This window comes from Pseudomonas sp. SMN5, assembly GCF_052041925.1.
GTDB lineage: Bacteria > Pseudomonadota > Gammaproteobacteria > Pseudomonadales > Pseudomonadaceae > Aquipseudomonas.
Genome location: NZ_JBKGGX010000005.1, coordinates 236,154 through 258,866 on the forward strand (window position 1 = coordinate 236,154; position 22,713 = coordinate 258,866).

Here is a 22,713-nt window from a genome sequence, read left to right on the forward strand (position 1 = left end):
TCCAGCGGGAGCAAGCTCCCTCGCCACAATGAGTCAGACAAGCCTTAAGTGAACAGCCTTACAGGCCCAACGCTGAGTGTCATGAGTGTTTCTTCTGAAAGAACACCTCCTTGGCCTGATCCACCGCAATTTCACTGCGGTAAAGGTCGATCAGTTGTCGTTGGCTAAGGGGCTGGTTCACCTCGTCAAGGGTGCTCCTCTCGTTGGCTTGCTCCACGGTTTTCAAGCGTGCCGACAGAAAAGTGTAGGCGGGCACCCAGTTGGTCGAATAACGGAAATCGGCAAACCAGAGCGTTTTGTTGGACTTCAGGTCCTTGATCTCATAGCGGTCGAGGTAGCCGTAGGGCGGCTGCTTGATGCGCTGCCGGTTCGTCTTTTTGCTGATGGAGATCTGGTTGCGACTCTTGAGCCATACCACGCCACTCATGGTCGGCGGGCGTTGCTTGATCACACTCATCACAGTGTCGAAGCCCAGGACATACAGGGCGCTCGCTTCCTTATCGAGTTGCGTGCGCAGGGCCTCTGCCGAGCGCCGTTGTGCCTCGGGCAGCTCGAAGGTTTCGTTGGATTCCACACCCTGGGCCTGATCGAGCGCTTTTTTGATCGCCGCGCTGACTTTTTCCATTCGACCGGCGTGAGCGTTGAGCACCATGCCGATACCGGCGGTTGTCTGGCCGGGCTTTTTCACCGCCTCCTCCATCTGCGCCTTAAATGCCGTCAGCCCGTTGATCAGGTTATTACCCTTGACGATGCTGACGTCCAGTGCCGGCACCGTGGCAGACGCAGCGTCCGGTTTCACATGGGGAATCCATTCACCGGTCTCCTTGCGGTGGAAGGTGACGATGATGTCTCCCGAGAACGGATTCTTCACGTCGAGCCAATCGGTTTCTTCCATCATTCTGGACAGGCGCGGTTCGCCACTGACCAGGCCCCAGAAGCGCGCACGAATGAATTTTTTCCTGGGCCTGGGGCGCTGTTCATAAGGCGAGCCGGCGTTTCGCCGGTCGCGTCTTTCATCCAGGGCAGACGCCAGGTGATAGACCGTCCACTGCTCGAGCGCAGCGATTCCCGTGCGCAGGCGAGTCAGTTGCTGCGGCAGTACGCTGCCCCGGTATTCGGTACCCAGGTAGTGAAGGTGTTCATCGATGGCGGCGAACTGTTCGGCCAGGCTGCCAAATGCATCGATTCGCTCGTCCAGTCGGATCACGCTGCGCTCATCGATCGCGTCGCGCAGGCTCTGGTACGCAACCGTGGCGTTATCGACAACCTGGTTGAGCGCTTCCCAGCCTTCGGGCATCGTCTCGACGCTTTCCAGTGACAGGCACAGGTGGCGGTACATATCCAGCTTGATCAGGCGCAGGTCGGCGGCGGTGTAGAGCGGCATTTTTCTGCGGTGCCGGCGGATGAATTCGAAGCCTTCATAGCCGAGTTCCTTGAGCTCGGTGAAGCGTGTTTCCATGTAGTCCAGGCGCTCGATCATGTCATCGCCGACGTTGACCATGTTCTGGGCCGCATCGATGTGCTCTTGCTCCAGCACCTTGACCCTGGAGGTGACCATGCTCTTGGCCTTGCCGATGGCCGGGGCGAATCGTTCCTGAAGCGCTTCCATCTCGGCGAAGGTGAAGTTGATCTGCGCGTTCAGGTAGCCGAGCCGGGTGCGGGGGTAGTCGGGTCTGGACTGGAAGAGTGGCCACTCCATCAGCACCTTCAGTGCCTGTTCGTAGTTCGCGCGTTGTGCCTTGAGCAGGCTGACGTACTCATCGCGCTTCACTTCCCTGGCAGGCCCCGATGCTTCGTTCATTTCCTTGGCGTGCATGGTCAGCAGTTGCTGGTTCTGCGGTTTCGTTTCCTCGAATTTGTTCAGCGCCGCCAGCAGATCGATCCGGCGCCGCTGGGCGTCGGCCACGACTTTCTGCCTGATGGCTTTGGAGCCACTGCCGCGTATGCGCAGGCGCGTGTCGATGTGCCATTTACCGTGAGCGTCGCCTATCAGGGGCGGTCCCTCGCGGGTGGGGTCCTTGCCATCGACGATGGAGACCAGCTCGCCTTCGACCTTCACCTTGAACCAGCTGCCGGCCATTTTGACCGACCAGTCCTGCCCCTGCTGATAGAGCCCTTTAAGCGCGCCCTCGGCTTGCAGCTGCCCCGGATCCTGGGGTTCGTCGATACTCAAGGTGTCAAGCAACCTGGTGCTGTCGCGTGATCGGCCCATCAAGGCGCCGCTGGAACGGATGGCCTCGTAGTGTTCGGCCGGCAGCGCCTTGCTCGAAAGCGGTTCGAGTTGCTCTATCACCAGCTCATGCTTGGGCTTGGGCAGGCTTTCCAGCTCGCGCACTTCCTGTGGGCGTTGGGCCTGATATGGCTTTCGGGAGGCCCTGGCGCGGTCGATGGCGTGTGTAATGATTGCCAGTGCGACGTTCAGCAGCAGGTCGGTGAACACTTCCCATTTGGCTGGCCGGTCGGCCGGGTCCTTGAGCTGAGTCAGTTTGTCGATGTCGTCCAGGATTTGCCAGAGCCAGGTTGCGGTGCCGACCGCCGTGCCCAGGTACGGCAGCGCCAGATTGAATATCAGCCAGCCGGCGCGCTTGAAACTCTCCCAGCGATTTTCTCGATTGGAAACCGACTGACGATCAGCCAACTCGACCATGGCATCGGCGTTGGCCTTGAACAGCTGCGTCAGGAAGTCCGCCCCCAGGGTCTTGTCGGTCAGGCTGACGGGCCCGCTATTGGCCAGGGACGTCAAAGGCGCAGCCACGAACGCCACGATGCTCCAGGGCGAGGGCAGCAAGTCCGGGAACACATAACGGCCGTAGTCGTCACGTACCCCGTCGGGTAACCAGGCCAGCACCGACTGGCGTAGCGAAGGGGTCTGCCTGATCGCATACAACAGGTTGCTGAACGAGGGGTACTGGCTCAACTGCGGTTGCAGCATCGGGCGATACAGCAGGCAAGGCCCGGCGCTCGAATCCTCGGGGCCGATGACGAACATATTGGTGACGATGTCTTCGGCGTCGCCCAGTTGCAGTTCGGGTACGAAGGCCAGTTTGCGTATGACAATGGTTTTGCCGTCGACCTTGCGATCAGCCTCCCGCCTCGCCATCAGGGCGGCGACGTAGCGGTAGCCACGGTCGTCCAGGTGCCCTTCACCGCGGATCTTGCATTCGAGCGCCAGCATGGGGAGCTGAATGCGCAACTGTTCGATGTACAGCTTTTCACGGCGGCTCGACTCCGCCGGATCGTCACGCAGTTTGCGCTTGATCAACTCGGGGTATACGCGGCCGATATCCACCTGGGTAATGAGGCCTTCGAGGTAGTCGACGGTCAGCCACTCGGGTAACTCTGTCTCGTCCAGGAACACCACGGACTTGTCGCCCAGTGGCAGCGCGATCAGGTTCTGCAAGGCCAGCTCAACGAGGCTGAAACGGGTGACGTCGATCTGGCCCGGTACCACGAAACTACCCCAGATGACCGGGCTGCGGACTTCGATCTCCAGTTCTTGCAGGTCCAGCTTCGCGGCGTCAGGATGCTGCGCGATCATCTGGGTCCTCAGCAGGTTCAAGGCGTAGTCACGAATCGGCGGAATTTCATCCAGGTAAGTCTTGCCGGCATGGACCTGGTTCAGGATCGACAGGTCTTTCATGTGCTGGGCGAACAAGGTCTGATCCGAAGGCGAGGCTGCCATCAGCCAATGCGGCATCTGCTTCTGGAACCAGGCCACCAGCGCATCTTCATCGGGATCGTCCGCGCCGGCAGGCGTGTTCTCGTAGGTCATCCACGTTTGCGGCAACGTACCGATCACCTTGACCTGCTCGGCAATCATCCCGCAGGCCTTGTGATCGAAAATATTGCCGTCGGGCTCAAACAGCTGCCACTGGATCTTGCGGTAAGTAGCACTGCCAAAGTGGTCCGGAAGGGATTGCCCCAGGGCCTGCCGGGAGTCGAATTTCTGGTAGCCGTTGACGATCGAGTACTTGAGGATGACCTCTTTTTTGTCGATGGTGCCGATCAGCACCACGATCGAGTTACCGCCCAGCCGCGATACCTCGGGGCCATCGACCTTATCGATGTCGATCAGGTACGCGTGGCTGTCGTAAGAGTCATGCTCCTTGCGGTCCTTATAGTCAGGATACTGAAACAGTTGCCTGGCCATGGCGCATTCATCCGACGTCCAGCCTTTTACATGCCCGACATTCCAGGCCTTGCGCAGTGCGCTGGAGAGTTCATGCCAGCGCGGGCCGGCCTCACCCAGCGAGGCATTCCAGTACGCCAGTTGCTGCTCCTGGCAGGCCGTCAACATCGCCGGTACCAGTTCGTTGAGCAATCGCCCGATCTGGTCGATACGCACTGGCAAATGCACGTCGGGGGAGGTGAGCGGCAGTTGCGTCAGGAAGTGCAACCCTTCGATCAGCAACATCGGATCGCTTTTTTCATTCACCAGCCCGGCCAGCATTTCGCTAAGGGTTTCATAGCGTGTCGGGCGGCGCACGATTTCGTCATCGACAATGTCCCAGGCCGGCTGGCCGACCACGGTGTTATAGGGATCGAGGTTCAGCTCGGGGTAGAGCTTCTTGAGCGCATCGCGCAGCAGTACCGACGCGACCTCCGGATACGTCGGCCCGGCGAGCAACTGATTGAGCACGACATCCCTGGGGCTGGTCTCGGGCTTGGGGATCGGTGTGATAGCGGTGGGTGTCATCTATGGCTCCCTGCCTTGATACATGGAAACCCCGCAGCAAAACGCTCCGGGGTTTCCATGCTAGGGCGGTGCCAGATGGGTGAGGCGGTAACTATGTATGCCCTGTGGAAGCAGGCTTGCTCCCACAGTTTCGGCTAATGCGGCTCGCAAACTCCGCGCCCACCACGGACTCCCGTGGGAGCAAGCCTGCTCGCGATGACGGCGGCACCTACAGCATCTTCACCACAGGCATATCCCTGATCGCGGGCAAACCTTGCTCTCACAGAGTCTTTCACTGTCCGGACTTGATCCGGGTCCAGGCCCGCGTTCGCGCCCGCTCGGCGTCCTTGGGCAGCGGCTGCAGGGTGTACAGCGTCGCCATCGCCGCCTCGGTCGGGTACAGGTTGGGGTTGTTGCGAATGGCCGGGTCGACCCTGTCCGTGGCGTCCTTGTTCGGGTTCGGATAACCGACGAAATCGCTGACCGGCGCGATCACCTCCGGTTGCAGCAAGTAATTGATGAAGGTGTAGGCATCGTCCGGGTTCTTCGCGCCTTTGGGGATGGCGAGCATGTCGAACCAGATCGGCGCGCCTTCCTTGGGCAGGCGCATGTCCACCGTCACGCCGTTTTTGGCTTCCTTGGCCCGGTTGGCGGCCTGGGAGAAGCTGCCGGAATAGCCGACCGCCACGCAGATGTCACCGTTGGCGATGTCGGCCATGTACTTGGACGAATGAAAATAAGTGACGTGCGGACGAATCTTCATCAACAGCGCTTCAGCCTTGGCGTAATCCGCCGGCTTCTTGCTGTTGGGGTCCAGGCCCAGGTGCTGCAAGGCCAGAGGCAGAATCTCCGAAGGCGAGTCCAGCAGCGCCACGCCGCACTGCTTGAGCTTGCTGATGTTCTCTTCCTTGAAAATCAGGTCCCAGCTGTCCACCGGTGCATTGTCGCCCAGGGCTGCCTTGACCTTGTCCGGATTGAAGCCGATCAGAATGGTGCCGTACATGTAGGGCACGGCGAATTTGTTGCCCGGATCGTTGGCCTCGATCAACTTCATCAGCTTGGGATCGAGGTGGTTCCAGTTCGGCAGCTTGCTGCGGTCCAGCGGCTGGAACACCCCGGCCTCGATCTGCTTGGCCAGGAATACGTTGGATGGCACCACCACGTCATAGCCGGAGTTGCCGGTCAGCAGCTTGGCCTCCAGGGCTTCGTTGGTGTCGAAAATATCGTAGACCAGTTTCACCTGGCTGTTCTGCGCCTTGAAATCGTCCAGGGCCTTGGGCGTGATGTAGTCGAACCAGTTGTAGACGCGCAAGGTGCGCTCCTCGGCCTGAACGGCGCCACACAGCAGCGCGGCGCACAGGGCCGGGGCCATTAAACGCTTGAGTTTATTCATGCTGTTTTTCCTCATTGGGCGCTTTGAAAACCTTCGAGAACGTTCACGGCATTGATGCCGATTTCTGCCACCGCATAACCGCCTTCCATCACGAACAGCGTCGGTTTTCCGAGCGCCGCCAGGCGTTTGCCCATCGCCAGGTAGTCCGGGCTGTCGAGCTTGAATTGCGAGATCGGATCGTCCTTGAACGTGTCCACGCCCAGCGACACCACCAGCACATCGGCGTCGTAGCGCTGGGCTTCGCCGCACGCTTGCTCCAGCGCCGCGCTCCAGGTGTCCCAGCCTGAGCCGGCCGGCAAAGGGTAGTTGAAATTGAAGCCTTCACCCGCGCCTTCACCGCGCTCATCGGCATAGCCCAGGAAAAACGGGAATTCAGCCTCCGGGTGCCCATGGATCGAGGCGAACAACACATCGCTGCGTTCATAAAAAATCGACTGCGTGCCGTTGCCGTGATGGTAATCCACGTCCAGGATCGCCACTTTCTTGTGGCCCTGGTCGAGGAATGCCTGGGCTGCGATGGCCGCGTTATTGAGGTAGCAATAACCGCCCATCAAGTCACTGGCCGCGTGATGCCCCGGTGGGCGGCACAACGCAAAAGCACTGCGGGAGCCGCGCTGGATCGCAGCCTGGGCGGTGAGCGCCACTTGGGCGGCGCTGTAGGCCGCCTGCCAGGTTCCGGCAGTGATCGGCGCACCACCGTCGAAACTGTAATAACCCAACTGCCCGTGCAGACTGGTGGGCATGACCGTGCGCAACGTCCGCGCCGGCCACGTGAAGGGCAGCAAGTCGCCGTCGCGCCCGAACTCAGCCCAGCGCGCCCAGGCGCCCTTGAAGAACTCCAGGTAGGCGGGCGTGTGAATCCGCTGGATCGGCCCCAACCCAAAGTCCTCCGGCGCTTCAACGGGCCCCAGCGCTTGAGCCTTGACCCGCTCCAGCACGTGATCGGCACGCGAAGGCATCTCGAAACAGGGCATCAACTGCCCGTCCATCAATTCGCAGCGTCCGTGGTGCAGGTGATGATCGTCCGAATAGATCGTCAGCATTGTTGTTCTCCGCAGGCTGAATCGTTGGCTCACAGTCTTGCGGGGCAGGGCGTTTCAGAGAACGGCAGGAGAGGCCAAAAGGGGATCGAAACGGCCAAAAGGTTTGACCGCAAATGGCCCCTGGAAGAACTCGGTGGCTGGACCGCTGAACCGGACCTTGCTACGACCCGTGGCGAGGGAGCTTGCTCCCGCTCGGCGGCGAAGCCGTCGCTGATCCCGTGGGTACGGTTTGCCTTTAGGACATAGAAAAAATGATGTGTGGTTTTTATTCAGTGAAGAAAGTGTTTCGTCTGGGGCATTGAAACAATATTTAAGGGGACAATTTCTGTTCTGAAACTTCCAGTGCGAATTTGATTTCCAGCTTTTATAGAAAAAGCGAAATTTCCTACTTTTTTAATTTCTGAATCTTGGCATTCTGCCGGGCGTTCGAAAGATCGAAGCCCATGCTGAATGGCGTCGGGCGGGCAATGACGGCATGAGATGAAACTTCCTACAAGTCGTTGCGAAGATTCAACGCGAATAGCCCCATCACTCATGTAAGTCCATTAGGAAAGTTCAAAACAGGCTCGCGAATGTCCTATTCCGAAAAGCTGTCCACCCATTATCTGGCTATAGCCAGGAGCCCAATCTCCCAAGAGAGTTTTGTGGGCGTGGATGTACGCTTTTCAAACGAATACGAAGCACTGGAGCGCGAGGTAAATAAAGCCGGGTCGATGCACGGAAGTAGTCAGGTCGACTGGTCAAAGGTCATTGAAGGCTGCGAGCAACTGCTGCGCACCCAGTCGAAGGATCTGCGTGTCGCGGCATGGCTGACCTGGGCGTTATATCAGTGCGAGTCGTACCGAGGCCTGCTGGCCGGAATCGGCCTGTTGCAGCAGTTGTGTCATCACCATTGGCCACAGGTGCATCCACTCAGAAATCGAACCCGTGCAGCCAGCATCGGTTGGTTGCTGCCCCGTCTGGAACAGGCATTGGGTGATGACGTAGCGATCAAGGACCAGTTGCCGATATTTCATCATCTGGCGGAGCGACTTGCAGGCCTCGAGGCCATCTGTAGCGCTCAGTTGGGCGATGACGCGCCGTTGTTGTTGCCGCTGTGCCGGCGGCTCAACACCATGATCCAACGTACAACCGAAAACCTGCCCCAGCCCGGTGCCATTGAGGCGGTGGTGGCCCAGGTAAAACAAGCCGCCACGCAGTTGCTCGCGCCTGGCACCCCCATTGAAAGCGAAAAAGAGGCTCATAAGGCGCTGCGCGCGCAGCAGGAAGGCGCTCAACAGTTATGTGCCTGGTGGCTCAAGCAAAAAGCGACCGATGTCCGTGCCCTACGCCTCAATCGAACCTTGCTCTGGCTCTCCATCGACGTATTGCCCGAGCGGAACGCCGAACAGATCACGCAACTTCGCGGGCTGCCGGCGGACACGTTGAAAAGATTTTTGGACGGTTTCCGGCAGGGGCACTACGCGGACCTGCTCGTGGAAATCGAGGCCAGCCTGGCGAAGTCCCCGTTCTGGTTCGATGGCCACAGGCTTGCCTGGGAATGTCTGCGAGGCCTGGAGGCCGAACAAGCCATGCGGGAAGTGGAAATCCATTTCGCATCGTTCATCGAGCGACTACCGGGGGTCATTGACCTGCGTTGGCATGACGGGGGGGCTTTCGCCGACCCGGCTACTCGGTCCTGGATCGAAACCCACGTCAAGCCCCACCTGGGAACTGCCAGCCCTGCGCCCGATACCGCTGTCATTGGGGACAACCAGGCACCTTGGGAGCAGGCCTTCGAAGAAGCCCAAGCGGTCCTGCATCAGGAAGGGCTCAAGCCTGCCATCCGGTCGCTCAGGCAAGGAATGCAAAGCGCCCAAGGGGCACGCGAGCAATTCCTCTGGCGGTTCGCAATGGCCCGCCTGTGCTTCTCGGCCAGGAAATACGAACTTGCCAAGGTTCAACTCGAAGCGCTCGACCAGATGTTGCATCGCGCCGAGCTGCATGTATGGGAGCCCGAACTCGCGCTCCAGATACTGCATCTGCTCCATAACTGCTGCGAGCTGTTACCCCAGAGCCACACCATACGTGAGCACAGGGAAGAGACCTATCGCAGGTTGTGTCATCTCGACCTGGAACGGGTCATTGAATAGGCCTTCGGGCCCTGGAACGTAAGGAAAAAATCATGGCCAGAGAAGGCTCGATCGCCCCCAAGGAACGCATCAACATCACCTTCAAGCCCGCCACCGGCGGCGCCCAGGAGGAGATCGAGCTGCCGTTGAAGCTGTTGGCGATCGGTGACTACACCCACCGCAAGGACGAACGCAACGTCGAGGATCGCAAGCCGATCAGCATCGACAAAACGACGTTCGATGAAGTGCTGGCCAAGCAAGAGCTGAGCCTGACGCTGAGCGTAGCGAACCGCCTCCAGGAAGAGAGCGAAACCGAGGATCTGGCCGTACAGCTGCGCGTGCGTTCGATGAAGGACTTCACCCCTGCCAATCTGGTCGACCAGGTGCCGGAGCTCAACAAGCTCATGGAGTTGCGCAACGCGCTGGTGGCGCTGAAGGGGCCGCTGGGCAATGCGCCGGCGTTTCGAAAAGCGATCGAAAACGTGCTCGCCGACCAGGATTCGCGCAGTCGAATATTGGATGAGCTGGGCTTGAATGCCGCCGTCCAGGACGCCTGAACCCATAGTCAAGGAAGCTATCGATGAGCACCCGTGCAGCACAGCAAGCAATTAGCGAACACAACGAACAGAGCATTCTCGACGGCATCGTCGCTCAAACCCGACTTTTGCCGGATGACGAGGCCTACAGCATCGCCAGGCGCGGCGTATCGGCATTTATCGAAGAACTGTTGAAACCGCATAACAACGGCGAGCCGGTCAAGAAGGCCATGGTCGACCGCATGATCGCCGAGATCGATGCCAAGCTCAGTCGCCAGATGGATGAGATTCTCCACCACCCCGACTTCCAGGCACTTGAGTCAGCCTGGCGCGGGCTGCAACTGCTGGTCGAACGCACCGATTTTCGCGAGAACATCAAGATCGAAATGCTCAACGTCTCCAAGAGTGACCTGCTGGAGGACTTCGATGACTCTCCCGAAATCATGCAGTCGGGCCTCTACAAGCATGTCTACACGGCCGAGTACGGGCAGTTCGGTGGGCAGCCGGTGGGGGCGATCATCGCCAACTATTTCATGTCTCCCAGCGCGCCCGATGTGAAATTGATGCAGTACGTATCGAGCGTCGCCTGCATGTCCCATGCGCCGTTCATCGCTGCGGCCGGCCCGAGCTTCTTTGGTCTGGAAAGCTTCACGGGTCTGCCGGACATCAAGGATCTGAAGGACCACTTCGAAGGACCGCAATTCGCCAAGTGGCAAAGCTTGCGTCAGTCTGAAGATGCTCGATATATCGCCCTGACCGTGCCGCGCTTTCTGTTGCGTAATCCATATGATCCCGACGAGAACCCCGTCAAATCCTTTGCCTACAAGGAGACCGTAGCCAACAGCCACGAGCACTACTTGTGGGGCAATACCGCATACGCGCTGGGTACGCGGCTGACCGACAGTTTCGCCAGGTTCCGCTGGTGCCCGAACATCGTCGGTCCTCAAAGCGGCGGCGCGGTTGAAGACCTGCCGTTGCACCACTTCGAAAGCATGGGCGAGATCGAAACCAAGATTGCGACTGAGGTGTTGGTTTCCGATCGCCGCGAGTATGAGCTGGCTGAAGAGGGCTTCATTTCCCTGACCATGCGCAAAGGTAGCGATAACGCTGCGTTCTTCTCTGCCAGCTCGGTGCAGAAGCCCAAGTTCTTTGGCACCGGTGCCGACGACAAGCATGCGGAGCTGAGCTACAAGCTGGGCACCCAACTGCCGTACATGATGATCGTTAATCGTTTGGCTCATTACTTGAAAGTTCTACAACGTGAGCAACTGGGGTCATGGAAGGAGCGTACGGACCTGGAGAGGGAGCTCAACAACTGGATCCGCCAGTACGTTGCCGATCAGGAGAACCCGGCTGCCGAAGTCCGTGGTCGTCGTCCGTTGCGTGCGGCGAAGATCGTTGTCAGCGATGTCGAAGGCGAGCCGGGCTGGTATCGCGTAGGCCTGAATGTACGGCCTCACTTCAAGTACATGGGGGCTGATTTCACCTTGTCGCTGGTCGGCAAGCTGGATAAGGCGTAAGCGGCCTCATGACTTATGGCAGCCTTTTTGAGCGCCTTGGTGGTGATGTCGAAGCACGGCCAGGTATGAGTCACGAGGCCGGTGTCGCGTCATCCGTAGCTGCTCATTTGGCCAGGATGCTCAGTACCCGAGCGGGTAGCGTGCAGACGCTGGCTGATTTCGGGCTTCCGGATCTCAATGACCTGCGCTTGGGCCTGCACGATGCAAGGAGTCAGGCCCGCTTGGCGATCCAGGCGTTCGTCGAGGCCTGTGAACCCCGCCTCAGGAATGTCCGTGTCGCTTCAAGGCCCGGTGACGCCGATCCGCTTCGATTGTCCTTCAGCATCGAGGCGGTCCTGGAGGTTGGCAGCATGAAGCGGCAGGTCAGTTTCGCCGCATGCCTGGACGGCGGCGGGCAGGTCCAGGTCAGACAGGGATAGCCGCACATGCCTCTTAACCATTACTACCAAAGCGAGCTGACTGCGCTTCGCCAATTGGGTGCACGCTTTGCTGAACGCAATCCTGCTTTGGCGCCCTTTCTTGGGCAGGCGGGACAAGACCCGGATGTGGAGCGGCTGCTGGAGGGCTTCGCGTTCCTCACGGGGCGCCTGCGCCAGAAGCTCGACGATCAGTTGCCGGAACTGAGTCATTCGTTGATGCAGCTGTTGTGGCCCAATTATATGCGGCCGTTGCCAGCCTTTGGCATGTTGCAGTTCGACCCGCTCAGGCGCCCCGGCCCTGCGCTGAGAGTGGCGCGTGATACATCAGTACAGAGCAAGCCTGTCGAAGAGGTCTCTTGCCGTTTTCTGACCTGTTATCCAATCGACCTCCTGGCATTGGAACTGACGGGCTTGAATTATTCGGTTAAAGGCGAAGGTTCGCTGCTGAACCTGCGGTTGGAGATGTGCTGCGACGGTCATTTTGGCGACCTCCAACTGAGTCGTTTGCGTCTGCACCTGGCTGGGGAGCGTTACATCAGCCAGGCACTCTATCTCAGCTTGCTACGTCACCTTGAACGTATCGAGTTGGTTCCGCTGGACGGAGCCGGGGCAGCCCTCAAGGCTGCAGACGGCGCCCCATTCACATTCAATATCGCGCCCGACAGTGTCCGGCCCGTAGGGTTTGCCGAAGAGGAAGCCCTGCTTCCCTACCCGCTGAATACCTTCCGCGGTTATCGCTACTTGCAGGAGTATTTTGCATTCCAGGACAAGTTTCTGTTTGTCGACGTCATCGGCCTGGATGTGATCAATACCTTGCAAGCCGATAGCTTCGAACAGATGCGCGGTCTGGAGCTGCGCTTCGACATTGGCACAAGTGCTTTGCAGCGGATGCGCCCGACACTGGAAAACGTAAAGCTCTACTGCACGCCGATTGTCAACCTGTTCAAGCATGATGCGCAGCCCATCCGCCTGGATGGCAAGCAGGACGACTACCCATTGTTGCCGGCCGACTACGAGCAGAAGCATTGCGCGGTATTTTCAGTAGAAGGCGTCACCGGGTGGAAGCCTGGTGGGTTGGGCCACCAGATCTATGTACCGTTCGAATCCTTCGAGCACGATGCAAGCTTTGACGTGTCCCAGGACCGTCCTTATTACAGCGTCCGCCAGCGTCCATCGTCACTGCATGGCGGCCTCGATACCCGCCTGAGCTTCGGGGTGCAACACATCAGGCCTCATGAAACCCTGTCCATAGAGCTGATGTGCACCAATCAGGACCTGCCACGCCAGTTGAGGCCTGGGGACATCGACCAGCCTGGAGAAAAAACTCCGGAGTCTTTGAGTTTTCGCAATATCGGCCGGGTGACGCCGAGCTTCGCACCTCCGCTCGGTCACGACTTCCTCTGGAAATTGATCAGCAACATGTCACTCAACTACCTGTCGCTGGCAAACGTCAATGCGCTCAAGGTGATCCTCAAAACCTACGATTTTGCGCAGTACCACGATGAGCAGGCGGAAAAGGTCAGCAAGCGATTGCTCGATGGGCTCAAGTCCATCAGACATCGGCCTGTCGACCGGCTGCATCGAGGCTTGCCGGTTCGTGGCCTGTGTACGGAGCTGACCATCGACCCTCAGGGTTATATCGGCGAAGGCGACTTGTTCGTCTTCGCTTCAGTGCTCAACGAATTTTTCGCGTTGTATGCCAGCCTCAATTCGTACCACGAACTGCGCGTGACCAGCACACAAGGAGAGGTGTACCAATGGGCGCCCCGTATGGGACAGCAGCCGCTTCTATGAGCGCGCTGACACAAGCAATACGCGAGTACTCGTTGTTCCAGGCTGTGTCGCTGGTCATCGATAAGCTGCGTGAGGCCCATCCCGAACTCGATGACGAAGCGCTGTATGACCGGTTGGAATTCCATGCCAACCCGAGCCTGGGGTTTCCCGCCAGCGATATTGACCGCGTCGAATTCTTCGAGGAGCACGGCGAGCTACGGGCGCGCTTGCGCCTGAATCTGCTGAGCCTGGTTGGAGCCGGATCGCCGCTACCGGCGTTCTACGGTGAACAGGCCTTGGGGGAGGAGGGCAGTAATCCGACGCTGCATTTCCTGGACATCTTCCACCACCGCCTCCAGCGATTGATGCTGCCGATCTGGCGCAAGTACCGTTATTGCGCGAGTTTTAAAAGAGGGGCGCAAGACCCGTTCTCGCAACAGCTGTTTGCCCTGGTCGGTCTGGGCGACGAAGAGCTGCGCAGGGCCGGCCACCTGAACTGGCGGCGTCTGCTGCCTTACCTGGGCCTGTTGAGTCTACGTGCTCATTCGGCTGCATTGATCGAAGCCGTACTGCGTTACTACTTCAAGCACGCCGAAGTCCACCTTGAACAGTGCGTCGAGCGTCGCGTGGACATTCCTGACGAGCAGTGCAATCGCCTTGGGAACGTCAACAGCCGGTTGAGCAGCGAGCTGGTACTCGGCGAACGAGTGCGCGATTGCGGTGGCAAGTTCCGGATCCATATCAGCGGGCTGGACTGGCAACGCTTCCATGAATTCCTGCCCATAGGCATCGGTTACCAGCCGCTGTGTTCGTTGGTGCGATTCACCCTGCGTGACTCGCTGGAATACGACATCCGCCTGGTCCTGTGTCAGCAGCAGATACGCGATTTGCGCATCGGCGAGCAGAACACCTGTCGCCTGGGATGGACCAGTTGGCTGGGGCGCGAGCGTGCGGATGGCGTGGTGATCCTCGGCAGCAAATCTCATTTGGAATGGACGACATGATCAACGTAGACCTTCAGCAACTTATCCAGGCGCTGGACGCCGAAACGAAAAGCGACCTGGAGCGCTCGGCCGAGCAGTGCATAGTCCGCAGCGCGGACAAAGTGCTGGTGGAAGATCTATTGCTCAGCCTGCTGGGTCGTCCGCAGGGGCTGCTTGTACGTGCTTTGCAGGAGGCGCGAATAGATGTCGGCGAGCTGAACGCCGCCTTGCAACCGCAGTTGGGACACAGTACTACGCGCAGTCCGGTGTTCGCGCCCGAGCTGGTGCAATGGTTGCAGGATGCGTTGTTGGTCGCCCATCTCGAACTGGGCCAGAGCCAGGTCGGACAAGCTGCGCTGGTCCTGGTGTTGCTACGTAACCCGCTTCGCTATGCGGGCAGTGCTTATCAGGCCTTGCTTGGCAGGTTGAGTGCCGACCGACTCAAGGAATTGGCCTTACAGCCGCCCCAGTCGGACCTCAATCGATCCGCGACGATGAACGCCGACATGCTGGAGCAGTTCACCCATAACCTGACCCGGCAGGCCCGCGAGGGCCAGATCGACCCCGTGCTTTGTCGGGACGATGAGATCAGGCAAATGATCGATATCCTTGTTCGTCGGCGCAAGAATAATCCAATCGTGGTGGGTGAAGCCGGGGTGGGCAAGACGGCCATTGTCGAGGGGCTGGCCTTGCGCATCGCGGCCGGGGAAGTGCCGTCGGTGCTTGAAGGTGTGGAACTGCTGGCACTGGACATGGGGCTACTGCAAGCCGGCGCCAGCATCAAAGGGGAGTTCGAGCGGCGTCTCAAGGGTGTGATCGACGACGTAAAGGCGTCGGCCAGCCCCATCATCCTGTTTATCGACGAAGCACATACCCTGATTGGCGCTGGCAACAACGCTGGCGCCAGCGACGCCGCCAACCTGCTCAAGCCTGCTCTGGCCCGGGGCGAGCTGCGCACCATCGCCGCCACCACCTGGACCGAGTACAAACAATATTTCGAAAAGGACCCGGCGCTGGCCCGCCGTTTCCAACCGGTTCAATTGCACGAACCGACCGTCGATCAAGCCGTGACGATCCTGCGAGGGCTGGCCCGGATCTACGAAAGCAGCCACGGCATTTATCTGCGCGATGATGCGGTGGTCGCGGCGGCGCAGTTGTCGGCTCGCTACCTGGCAGGCCGGCAACTGCCCGACAAGGCCGTAGATGTACTCGACACTGCCTGTGCCCGCGTGCGCATCAGCTTGGCCGCTGCGCCTCCAAGCCTCGAACGATTGCGTGGCGAGCAGGCTGAAGGCGAACGCCAGCGGTATGCGTTGCGCCGTGATGCAGAAGCTGGATTACCGGTCGATCCCCACGCATTGGACGCGCTGGAGAAACACCTGCAAGCCATTGATCTCAAGCATCGGACGCTGGAAATCCAATGGTCCGAGCAGCGCATCCTTGCCGAGCGGCTGTTGTCACTGCGACGGCAGTTGGCCGAGGCGCGCGAGATCAAAGGCGATCAGCTTCTAGGTGTCGAGGCCCTGGAGGAGGCGCTGCACGAGACCCACCGCTTGTTGGTGGCTGCGCAGCTCCAGGAGCGACTGGTCAGCTTCGAAGTCTGCCCGCGACTGGTGGCGGAGGTGATCAATGCATGGACCGGTGTGCCGCTGGCACAACTGGCTCGGGAACATAACGCCAAGGTCGCCAGTTTCGCGGGGGACTTGCGTACCCGCATTCGAGGCCAGGAACCGGCCGTACAGGCGCTTGATCGGGCGATGCGCGCCGCCGCTTCAGGCCTGAATCGGACCGATGCACCGGTGGGCGTGTTTCTGTTGGTCGGGCCCAGCGGAGTCGGCAAGACCGAAACGGCACATGCCCTTGCCGACCTTTTGTACGGCGGCGATCGCTTCATCACCATACTCAACATGGCCGAGTTTCAGGAAAAACATACGGTTTCCCGCCTGATCGGCGCACCCCCGGGTTACGTTGGCTTTGGCGAAGGCGGCATGCTCACCGAGGCCGTTCGCCAAAGACCCTATTGCGTCGTGTTGCTGGACGAGGTTGAAAAGGCCGATCCGGAGGTGTTGAACCTGTTTTACCAGATCTTCGACAAAGGTCTGGCCAATGACGGGGAAGGACGGGAAATCGATTTTCGTAACACCCTCATTTTGCTGACGTCCAACCTGGGCAGCGAACGTATCGCCGAACTGTGCGAAAGCGATGAGACGCCGAGTGCCGAGCGCCTTGAGGAGGCAATTCGCCCGATATTGAGTCAGCATTTCAAGCCCGCACTGTTAGCGCGTATGTGCGTGGTGCCCTATCTACCGGTCGATGGGGCGGTTCTGCGTGAGTTGGTGGTAGCCAAGCTCGATCAATGGGGCGAGCGGCTGCATCGCCGCCAGATGGGCTTCACCTATTGTGAGACTCTGGTGGGACATCTGGTCGAGCGATGCACACGCAGCGACAGCGGCGCACGGTTGATTGACCGTTTGCTGGACCGGCACTTGACGCCTTTGGTCGCTGACCGATTGCTGGCGGCCATGGCGGGGGAGGAACAGGTGCGGCATGTACATGCCACGCTCGACAGCGATGCGGGCGTCGTGTGTGAGTTCAGCTGAGGTGGGTGCGATGTTGAGAGAGATTGCGCATCCGCTGCCCTATGCAGAAGCGCTCCTGGAGCAGTTTGCCAGCCTTTCGGGGGCTACGGACGGCGCTGCGTTGGTGGAAGTCTTCATCCAAGGCGTGGCGCGACTCAGCGATTGCGAGTTGGTGCAGCTGTATCTTTGTGATGCAAACCGCACTCGCCTTGAGTTGAACACCGAATGCCTCGAAGGTCACTTGCACTTTCGTGATCGCAGCGACCTGCCGTCCGATTATCACGATGAGCAACTGCTGCAATACGCCCTGCGCCAGAACCGCGTCGTGTGCCTTGATGCGTTAGGTGAAAGCCTGCACGAGACCCGTTTCCTGCCACCTCGGGCCACGCCATGGCAGTCATTGCTTTGTGTGCCCCTCGTCAATCCACAGGACGGCACGAGAGGGCTGTTGCTGTGTGCCAGTGCCGAGCACCTGGACCTGCAAGGGTACGCTCACTCCTTCACGCAACTTGGGGCATTCGCCCTCGGGCAGATGCATTTGCTGCAGCGTCCGCGCCGTTCCGTCGACGAACCCGCGCCGCCTGCCCCGGCCCTGTCGGGCGGCAATGGCTTCGGCCTGATCGGCAAGAGCGCGGCGATGCGCAAGACCTGTGCGCTGATCAATAAGGTGCTGCACAGCCCCTATACCGTGCTTTTGCGAGGCGAGACCGGTACCGGTAAGGAAGTGGTGGCCCGGGCGATCCACGACCATGGCCCGCGGCGGTCCAAGGCATACATCGTGCAAAATTGCGCTGCAGTACCCGAGAACTTGCTGGAAAGCGAGCTTTTCGGCTATCGCAGAGGCGCGTTCACCGGTGCGGACCGAGACCGGGCCGGGCTGTTCGATGCGGCCAACGGCGGCACGTTGCTGCTCGACGAAATAGGCGACATGCCGCTGGCCCTTCAAGCCAAGCTGCTGCGTGTATTGCAGGAGGGAGAAATCCGACCCTTGGGGTGCAATGACACCCACACCGTGGACGTGCGCATCATCGCCGCCACTCATCGCGACCTGAAGCAGCTCATGGAAGAGGGCAAGTTTCGCGAAGACCTGTATTACCGCCTCGCACAGTTTCCGATCCTGCTACCGGCGTTGCGCCAGCGCGAAGGGGACATCATCGAGTTGGCCCGGCATTTTGCCGACAAGGCCTGCGCGCTCTTGCAGCGTGGGCCGGTGTCCTGGTCAGCGGCGGCGCTTGACCATCTGGCCGCCTATGGCTTCCCGGGAAACGTCCGTGAACTCAAGAGCATCGTCGAAAGAGCCGTGCTGCTATGCGAGGGCGGCGAACTGCTCGTCGAGCATTTTTCCTTGCACATCGATAGCCCACCCGGACGTGGCCAGGTAAGCCTGCGTGAACGGCTGGCGCAAATCGAACGTCGCCTGCTGGTCGATTGCCTGCGCGAGAACAACGGCAACAAGACCCGTGCCGCGCGCGAGCTGGGCTTGCCACTGCGCACACTGCTCTACCGCCTGACCCGTCTGAAGATCGAACGCAGGGACTTCGATGGCTGAACCTGCCACTTGCCCATTTCTACCAATACCCCTGGCCCTTTCATCTGCGGAGATTCCGATGCCTGTCTTTCCATGGCAAGCCGTCCTGCTGCCCTTCGTCCTGCTCATCGCCCTGGGTGGCTGCAATAGCAACTACAAATTCAACGACAGCGATTATCGCCCTCTGGGTGATCCGCAGGCGGTTAACCGTGGCAGTTGATCGCAAGGAGCTTGTGTAGATGGAACTTGTTTTCGAGGTGCTCAGCACCGGGCAATTCATCCCAGCGCAGCTATGCCGGAAAACCTTTGGGCCAGCCGGTGGTGTGATCGGACGCGGCGAAGGTTGCGATTGGGTCATTCCCGACCGAAGACGCGTGCTTTCCAAGCGGCACGCGTTGGTCACCTTCCGCGAGGGGGCATTTTTCCTGACCGATACCAGCGGCAACGGTACCGTTCACCGGGCCAGCGGGGTGCGTCTGTCCAAGGGCAAGCCGGTTCGCGTACAGGACGGCGATGTCTACGTCTTGGGAGATATGGAGGTCGTGGCGCGGTTGGTCCCGGGGAATACTGGCGGTGTCGTGGGAGCCGGGCGTACAACTCCGATGGGCGATCTCATCCCGGACGACGCATTTCTGACCCTCGATCCTTTGAAGGCGCTGGATCAGCAGGAGCGTGCCTTTGGTGACATCGACGAGTTGATCTGTCCCGCTGCCGTGCTGCCTGATGCGTTCGGTCGTGCCGATTACGCCCGCGTCGACATGGAAAACCTGCCGCTGCCGGAGCTGACTGAGGCACCCTTCGAGCCAGTGCCAAAGCCAGCTCCGACCGTCATTGCAGCCGATCACCCATGCGAAGCGTTCTGGCAGCGATTCGGTGCTGCCTTGGGCCTGGACCTTGAGCGCTTGGACGACAAAGCGCGTGAAGCCCTGGCGATCAGCGCAGCGCAGTTGCTCAAGCAAAGCGTCCATGGTTTGCAACAGGGCTTGCGCACTCAGTCGGAGTTGAAGAACGAGCTGCGCCTGTCTGATCCGCCCATTCATGACGAACAGCAGGGCGCGCTGAAATGTACCGACGATCCGCTTCTCGCGTTGAAGAGGCTGTTGCTTCCGGACACGCCATCCGTATTGCCGGCCGATCAGGTCATTGCCCGGGCCCACCGTGACCTGCAAGCCCACCAGGTGGCTCTGCTCTCAGCCAGCCGGGCCACCCTGCGGGCGACGCTGGAGCACTTTTCGCCCCGGCAATTGATCCTCCGCATGGAGCGGGAACATAAACCGCTGATTACCACCTCGGGTCACTACTGGAAGGCTTATGGACGGTATCACCAGGGGCTGTGCCAGGACGACGACTGGACCGAGCGGGTGCTGGCCCGCGATTTCTCCCGCGCCTACGAGGAGCAGGTTCGCCTGGTGTCCAGCCTGCATACCGAGTACCGCGGATGACGACCATGGCTCATTGCACGATGTTTTTATCCAGGACCTTGACCACGCTTGCCACGACGTTGCTTTTGAGCGGGTGCGCCGTGCTGTCGCCGTTCTCGACGATGGCCAAGCTCAACCTCACGCTGGTCACCAGTGATCAGCTCAATCCAGATATCAACGCACGACCATCGCCAGTGGTGGTGAGACTGTTCGAGCTCAAGCATCCAGTGGCGTTCGAGAACGCGGACTTCCTGAGTCTCTATGAGCGAGCGAAAGATACCCTGTCGCCCGACCTGATCTTTAGCGAAGAGTTAGAACTGCGCCCCGGCGAAACGGTGGAGCTCAGGCTCAGTATCTCGGGTATGGGGCGTTACGTCGGCGTGCTGGCCGCTTACCGCGACCTGCCGCATGTCCGCTGGCGCTACACCTTGCCGATCGCGGCGCAGCAGCTGACTGAAGCGCATCTGACTCTGGATCAGAATGGGATCTCCAGGACACCTGTCGCAATGGCCAAAAGGACGGGCAATGAACCACGATAAAGTCATCTGGCAAGAAGGCATGTTGTTGCGCCCGCAGCATCTGCAACACAACGACCGCTATTTCGATCATCAACTCAGGGCGCGCACCCGGTTGCTGTCCAGCTATGCCTGGGGATTCCTGGCGCTGGAAATCGACCGGCAATTTCTCAACATGGGCCAGCTGGTGGTCAGCCAGGCCAGCGGAGTGCTGCCAGACGGCAGCCTCTTCGAGTCGGGAGGCAACGCCGAACCGCTGATCCTGGAAATACCGTCCAACACCCGCAACACCCCGGTTTACCTTGCGCTGCCTTTGGTGACCGGCAATCACATCGAGGCCAGAAGTCCGGAACAGTCCGACGTACTGGCACGCTATACCACATACGACACGCAGGTGATCGACTCCAATGCCGCAAGCGCCGGCGGGAGCCAGATCAGCTGCGGTCGACCGGACCTGCGCCTGCTGCTGGGCGAGCAACAGAGCGACCATGCCTTCGTGAAACTCAAGCTCTGTGAGGTGCTCGACATTACGGCCGATGGCGTTATCCGGCTCGACCCGGAATTTGTGCCGAGCGTTATCCACGTGCGTTCATCCCCTTTTCTACAGTCATGCCTGAAAGAAATCATCGGCATGCTTGGCCACCGTGGCGATAGCCTCGCCGAGCGGATTCGCTCCAACGGCAAAGTCGGCGGCGCTCAGGTCGGCGATTTCATGATGTTGCAGTTGATCAACCGCAGCGAACTGCTGTTGCGCCACTATCTGGATCTGGAACAGGTACACCCTGAAACGCTGTACCAGGCGCTGCTGACGCTGTTGGGAGACCTGTCGACGTTTTCCAGCGAGAGCAAACGCCCGCCGCTCGACAACCGTTACCGGCACCTCGACCAAGGCACGTGTTTTCGAAGCCTGATGCAAGCGATCCGGCAGGTGTTGGCGATGGTGCTCGAGCAGCATGCCATCGAGCTGCAATTGCAGGCACGCCAGTACGGCATCTTCGTCTCACAGCTAAAGGACCCTTCGCTGCTGGACTCGGCCTCGTTCGTACTGGCGGCCAGTGCCCATTGCGACGGCGAAGGGCTGCGCCAGCGGTTGCCGTCGCATCTCAAGATCAGTTCGGTAGAGCGCATCCGCCAATTGGTCAACCTGCACCTGCCCGGTATCCCGCTCAGGCCATTGCCCGTTGCACCGCGGCAGATCGCTTTCCACGCCAACAAGACTTATTTCATTCTCGAGCCCAGCCCCGAAGACCTGGTTCAGCTCAAGCGCTGCGCAGGCTTCGCATTTCATGTCAGCGGCGATTTCGCCGGGCTTGAACTGAACTTTTGGGCCATCAGGAATTGAACGCAATGGATACGGAAAATCCCCAGGACGAAACCACTGTCCTGCTCGATCATCATGGACAGCGCCCCGTCTGCGGGCCCCTGACCGACGGCGCCGCGCCGCCACGCATGGAACAGCTACAGGAGCGCATGATCTATGCGGCGCACCAGCCGCGCCTCCAATCATCGAATGTCAGCCTCAATCCACTGGTCGCGGCAGCGTCCGGGTTGCTGTCGCAAGTGATCCAGCTCAAGCGTGGCGGCGAACGCGAGGACTTGCAGACACTCAAGCAGGAACTGAGTCAGGGCCTGGAGCAGTTCGAGGCCCACGCAGTGCAAAAGGGCGTGGAAAGCAGCCAGTTAATTGCTGCTCGTTACGTGCTTTGCACCGTGATTGACGAGGCGATCGTGACGACCTCGTGGGGTGTTGGGAGTGGCTGGTCGCAGATGAGTATGCTCAGCACGTTCCACAACGAAACGTTTGGCGGCGAGAAGGTTTTCCAGCTGCTCGAGCGCCTATCGAAAAACCCCATCAAACATCTGGCGATGCTCGAGCTGCTATATGTGAGCCTGGCCCTTGGCTTCGAGGGCAAGTATCGGGTTCAGACGCGCGGGATACTGGAGCTGGAAAGTCTTCGAGATGCCCTGTATCGGTTGATTCGCCAAGTCCGCGGGGTGCCCCCCGAGCTATCACCGCCCGGTGAGATGCGCGATGAAAACCGACGCAAACCGATGCGCATGGCTCCTGCCTGGGCCGTGGCGCTTTTCACGGCGATCTGCCTGGGAACGATGTATTCGAGCTTCGCCTGGGTGTTGAGCGAGCATCGTAAAAACGTGCTTCAACCTTATCTATTGCCAGGACCGGCTACCGCTCGGCTGCGGTCGTAAACAGGGACG

16 protein-coding genes are annotated in these 22,713 nt (G+C 59.8%); 13 read left to right on the forward strand and 3 right to left on the reverse strand.

Features of this window, described 5'->3' with window-relative positions; translation table 11 throughout:
• Positions 1-79 precede the first annotated feature (79 nt).
• The 3 genes from ACLEJR_RS07485 to ACLEJR_RS07495 all read right to left on the reverse strand — a co-directional run bounded on the left by ACLEJR_RS07485 (position 80) and on the right by ACLEJR_RS07495 (position 7,111).
• Positions 80-4,696, reverse strand: a complete 4,617-nt coding sequence (locus ACLEJR_RS07485) for a dermonecrotic toxin domain-containing protein (protein ID WP_440813052.1) — start codon at positions 4,694-4,696, stop codon at positions 80-82.
• Positions 4,697-4,967: 271 nt separating this feature from the next.
• Positions 4,968-6,068, reverse strand: a complete 1,101-nt coding sequence (locus tag ACLEJR_RS07490) for a polyamine ABC transporter substrate-binding protein (protein ID WP_440813055.1) — start codon at positions 6,066-6,068, stop codon at positions 4,968-4,970.
• Positions 6,069-6,079: 11 nt separating this feature from the next.
• A complete protein-coding gene (locus tag ACLEJR_RS07495; RefSeq protein ID WP_440813057.1) occupies positions 6,080-7,111 on the reverse strand; it encodes a histone deacetylase family protein in 1,032 nt (343 codons plus the stop codon).
• A gap of 572 nt (positions 7,112-7,683) precedes the next feature.
• Here ACLEJR_RS07495 and tssA point away from each other — a divergent pair.
• From tssA to icmH, 13 genes are read left to right on the forward strand one after another with little or no spacing between them, the layout of a single operon-like run.
• Positions 7,684-9,243 (forward strand): type VI secretion system protein TssA, encoded by a 1,560-nt coding sequence (tssA, locus tag ACLEJR_RS07500; RefSeq protein WP_440813060.1) that lies wholly within the window; start codon positions 7,684-7,686, stop codon positions 9,241-9,243.
• 32 nt (positions 9,244-9,275) lie between these two features.
• On the forward strand, positions 9,276-9,779 hold the full coding sequence (gene tssB / locus ACLEJR_RS07505) for a type VI secretion system contractile sheath small subunit (RefSeq protein ID WP_440794740.1): 504 nt from the start codon (positions 9,276-9,278) through the stop codon (positions 9,777-9,779).
• Between the two features lie 23 nt (positions 9,780-9,802).
• Entirely contained in the window at positions 9,803-11,278 is a 1,476-nt protein-coding gene (gene tssC / locus ACLEJR_RS07510) for a type VI secretion system contractile sheath large subunit (protein ID WP_440794742.1), read from the forward strand.
• A gap of 8 nt (positions 11,279-11,286) precedes the next feature.
• Positions 11,287-11,697 carry a type VI secretion system baseplate subunit TssE gene (tssE, locus tag ACLEJR_RS07515; RefSeq protein ID WP_440794744.1) on the forward strand — a complete coding sequence of 137 codons (411 nt, stop codon included), beginning with the start codon at positions 11,287-11,289 and terminating at the stop codon, positions 11,695-11,697.
• A gap of 6 nt (positions 11,698-11,703) precedes the next feature.
• Positions 11,704-13,491 (forward strand): type VI secretion system baseplate subunit TssF, encoded by a 1,788-nt coding sequence (gene tssF / locus ACLEJR_RS07520; protein WP_440813062.1) that lies wholly within the window; start codon positions 11,704-11,706, stop codon positions 13,489-13,491.
• Positions 13,455-14,474, forward strand: coding sequence for a type VI secretion system baseplate subunit TssG (tssG, locus tag ACLEJR_RS07525; protein WP_440794748.1), 1,020 nt, complete (start codon positions 13,455-13,457; stop codon positions 14,472-14,474). The genes tssF and tssG overlap by 37 nt, the downstream gene beginning before the upstream one ends.
• Positions 14,471-17,053: a type VI secretion system ATPase TssH gene (gene tssH / locus ACLEJR_RS07530; protein WP_440813064.1), complete on the forward strand. Its 2,583-nt coding sequence runs from the start codon at positions 14,471-14,473 to the stop codon at positions 17,051-17,053. Before tssG ends, tssH begins: the two co-directional genes overlap by 4 nt.
• A gap of 10 nt (positions 17,054-17,063) precedes the next feature.
• On the forward strand, positions 17,064-18,581 hold the full coding sequence (locus ACLEJR_RS07535; protein WP_440813067.1) for a sigma-54 interaction domain-containing protein: 1,518 nt from the start codon (positions 17,064-17,066) through the stop codon (positions 18,579-18,581).
• Positions 18,582-18,639: 58 nt separating this feature from the next.
• Entirely contained in the window at positions 18,640-18,780 is a 141-nt protein-coding gene (locus tag ACLEJR_RS07540; RefSeq protein WP_440813069.1) for a type VI secretion protein, read from the forward strand.
• Between the two features lie 19 nt (positions 18,781-18,799).
• Entirely contained in the window at positions 18,800-20,002 is a 1,203-nt protein-coding gene (gene tagH / locus ACLEJR_RS07545) for a type VI secretion system-associated FHA domain protein TagH (RefSeq protein ID WP_440813071.1), read from the forward strand.
• Positions 20,003-20,007: 5 nt separating this feature from the next.
• Positions 20,008-20,520 carry a type VI secretion system lipoprotein TssJ gene (gene tssJ / locus ACLEJR_RS07550; RefSeq protein ID WP_440813104.1) on the forward strand — a complete coding sequence of 171 codons (513 nt, stop codon included), beginning with the start codon at positions 20,008-20,010 and terminating at the stop codon, positions 20,518-20,520.
• Positions 20,507-21,838 carry a type VI secretion system baseplate subunit TssK gene (gene tssK / locus ACLEJR_RS07555; RefSeq protein ID WP_440813074.1) on the forward strand — a complete coding sequence of 444 codons (1,332 nt, stop codon included), beginning with the start codon at positions 20,507-20,509 and terminating at the stop codon, positions 21,836-21,838. Before tssJ ends, tssK begins: the two co-directional genes overlap by 14 nt.
• 5 nt (positions 21,839-21,843) lie before the next feature.
• Positions 21,844-22,704 carry a type IVB secretion system protein IcmH/DotU gene (gene icmH, locus ACLEJR_RS07560; protein WP_440794759.1) on the forward strand — a complete coding sequence of 287 codons (861 nt, stop codon included), beginning with the start codon at positions 21,844-21,846 and terminating at the stop codon, positions 22,702-22,704.
• The last annotated feature ends 9 nt before the right edge of the window (positions 22,705-22,713 follow it).

Bases quoted from the DNA above. Each gene is read 5' to 3' on its own strand.
- tssA (WP_440813060.1), top strand. From the start codon at position 7,684: ATGTCCTATTCCGAAAAGCTGTCCACCCATTATCTGGCTATAGCCAGG.
- icmH (WP_440794759.1), top strand. From the start codon at position 21,844: ATGGATACGGAAAATCCCCAGGACGAAACCACTGTCCTGCTCGATCAT.
- ACLEJR_RS07535 (WP_440813067.1), top strand. From the start codon at position 17,064: ATGTTGAGAGAGATTGCGCATCCGCTGCCCTATGCAGAAGCGCTCCTG.
- tssB (WP_440794740.1), top strand. From the start codon at position 9,276: ATGGCCAGAGAAGGCTCGATCGCCCCCAAGGAACGCATCAACATCACC.
- ACLEJR_RS07490 (WP_440813055.1), bottom strand. From the start codon at position 6,068: ATGAATAAACTCAAGCGTTTAATGGCCCCGGCCCTGTGCGCCGCGCTG.
- ACLEJR_RS07495 (WP_440813057.1), bottom strand. From the start codon at position 7,111: ATGCTGACGATCTATTCGGACGATCATCACCTGCACCACGGACGCTGC.
- tssE (WP_440794744.1), top strand. From the start codon at position 11,287: ATGACTTATGGCAGCCTTTTTGAGCGCCTTGGTGGTGATGTCGAAGCA.
- tagH (WP_440813071.1), top strand. From the start codon at position 18,800: ATGGAACTTGTTTTCGAGGTGCTCAGCACCGGGCAATTCATCCCAGCG.
- tssH (WP_440813064.1), top strand. From the start codon at position 14,471: ATGATCAACGTAGACCTTCAGCAACTTATCCAGGCGCTGGACGCCGAA.
- tssJ (WP_440813104.1), top strand. From the start codon at position 20,008: ATGGCTCATTGCACGATGTTTTTATCCAGGACCTTGACCACGCTTGCC.
- tssF (WP_440813062.1), top strand. From the start codon at position 11,704: ATGCCTCTTAACCATTACTACCAAAGCGAGCTGACTGCGCTTCGCCAA.
- ACLEJR_RS07485 (WP_440813052.1), bottom strand. From the start codon at position 4,696: ATGACACCCACCGCTATCACACCGATCCCCAAGCCCGAGACCAGCCCC.
- tssK (WP_440813074.1), top strand. From the start codon at position 20,507: ATGAACCACGATAAAGTCATCTGGCAAGAAGGCATGTTGTTGCGCCCG.
- tssG (WP_440794748.1), top strand. From the start codon at position 13,455: ATGGGCGCCCCGTATGGGACAGCAGCCGCTTCTATGAGCGCGCTGACA.
- ACLEJR_RS07540 (WP_440813069.1), top strand. From the start codon at position 18,640: ATGCCTGTCTTTCCATGGCAAGCCGTCCTGCTGCCCTTCGTCCTGCTC.
- tssC (WP_440794742.1), top strand. From the start codon at position 9,803: ATGAGCACCCGTGCAGCACAGCAAGCAATTAGCGAACACAACGAACAG.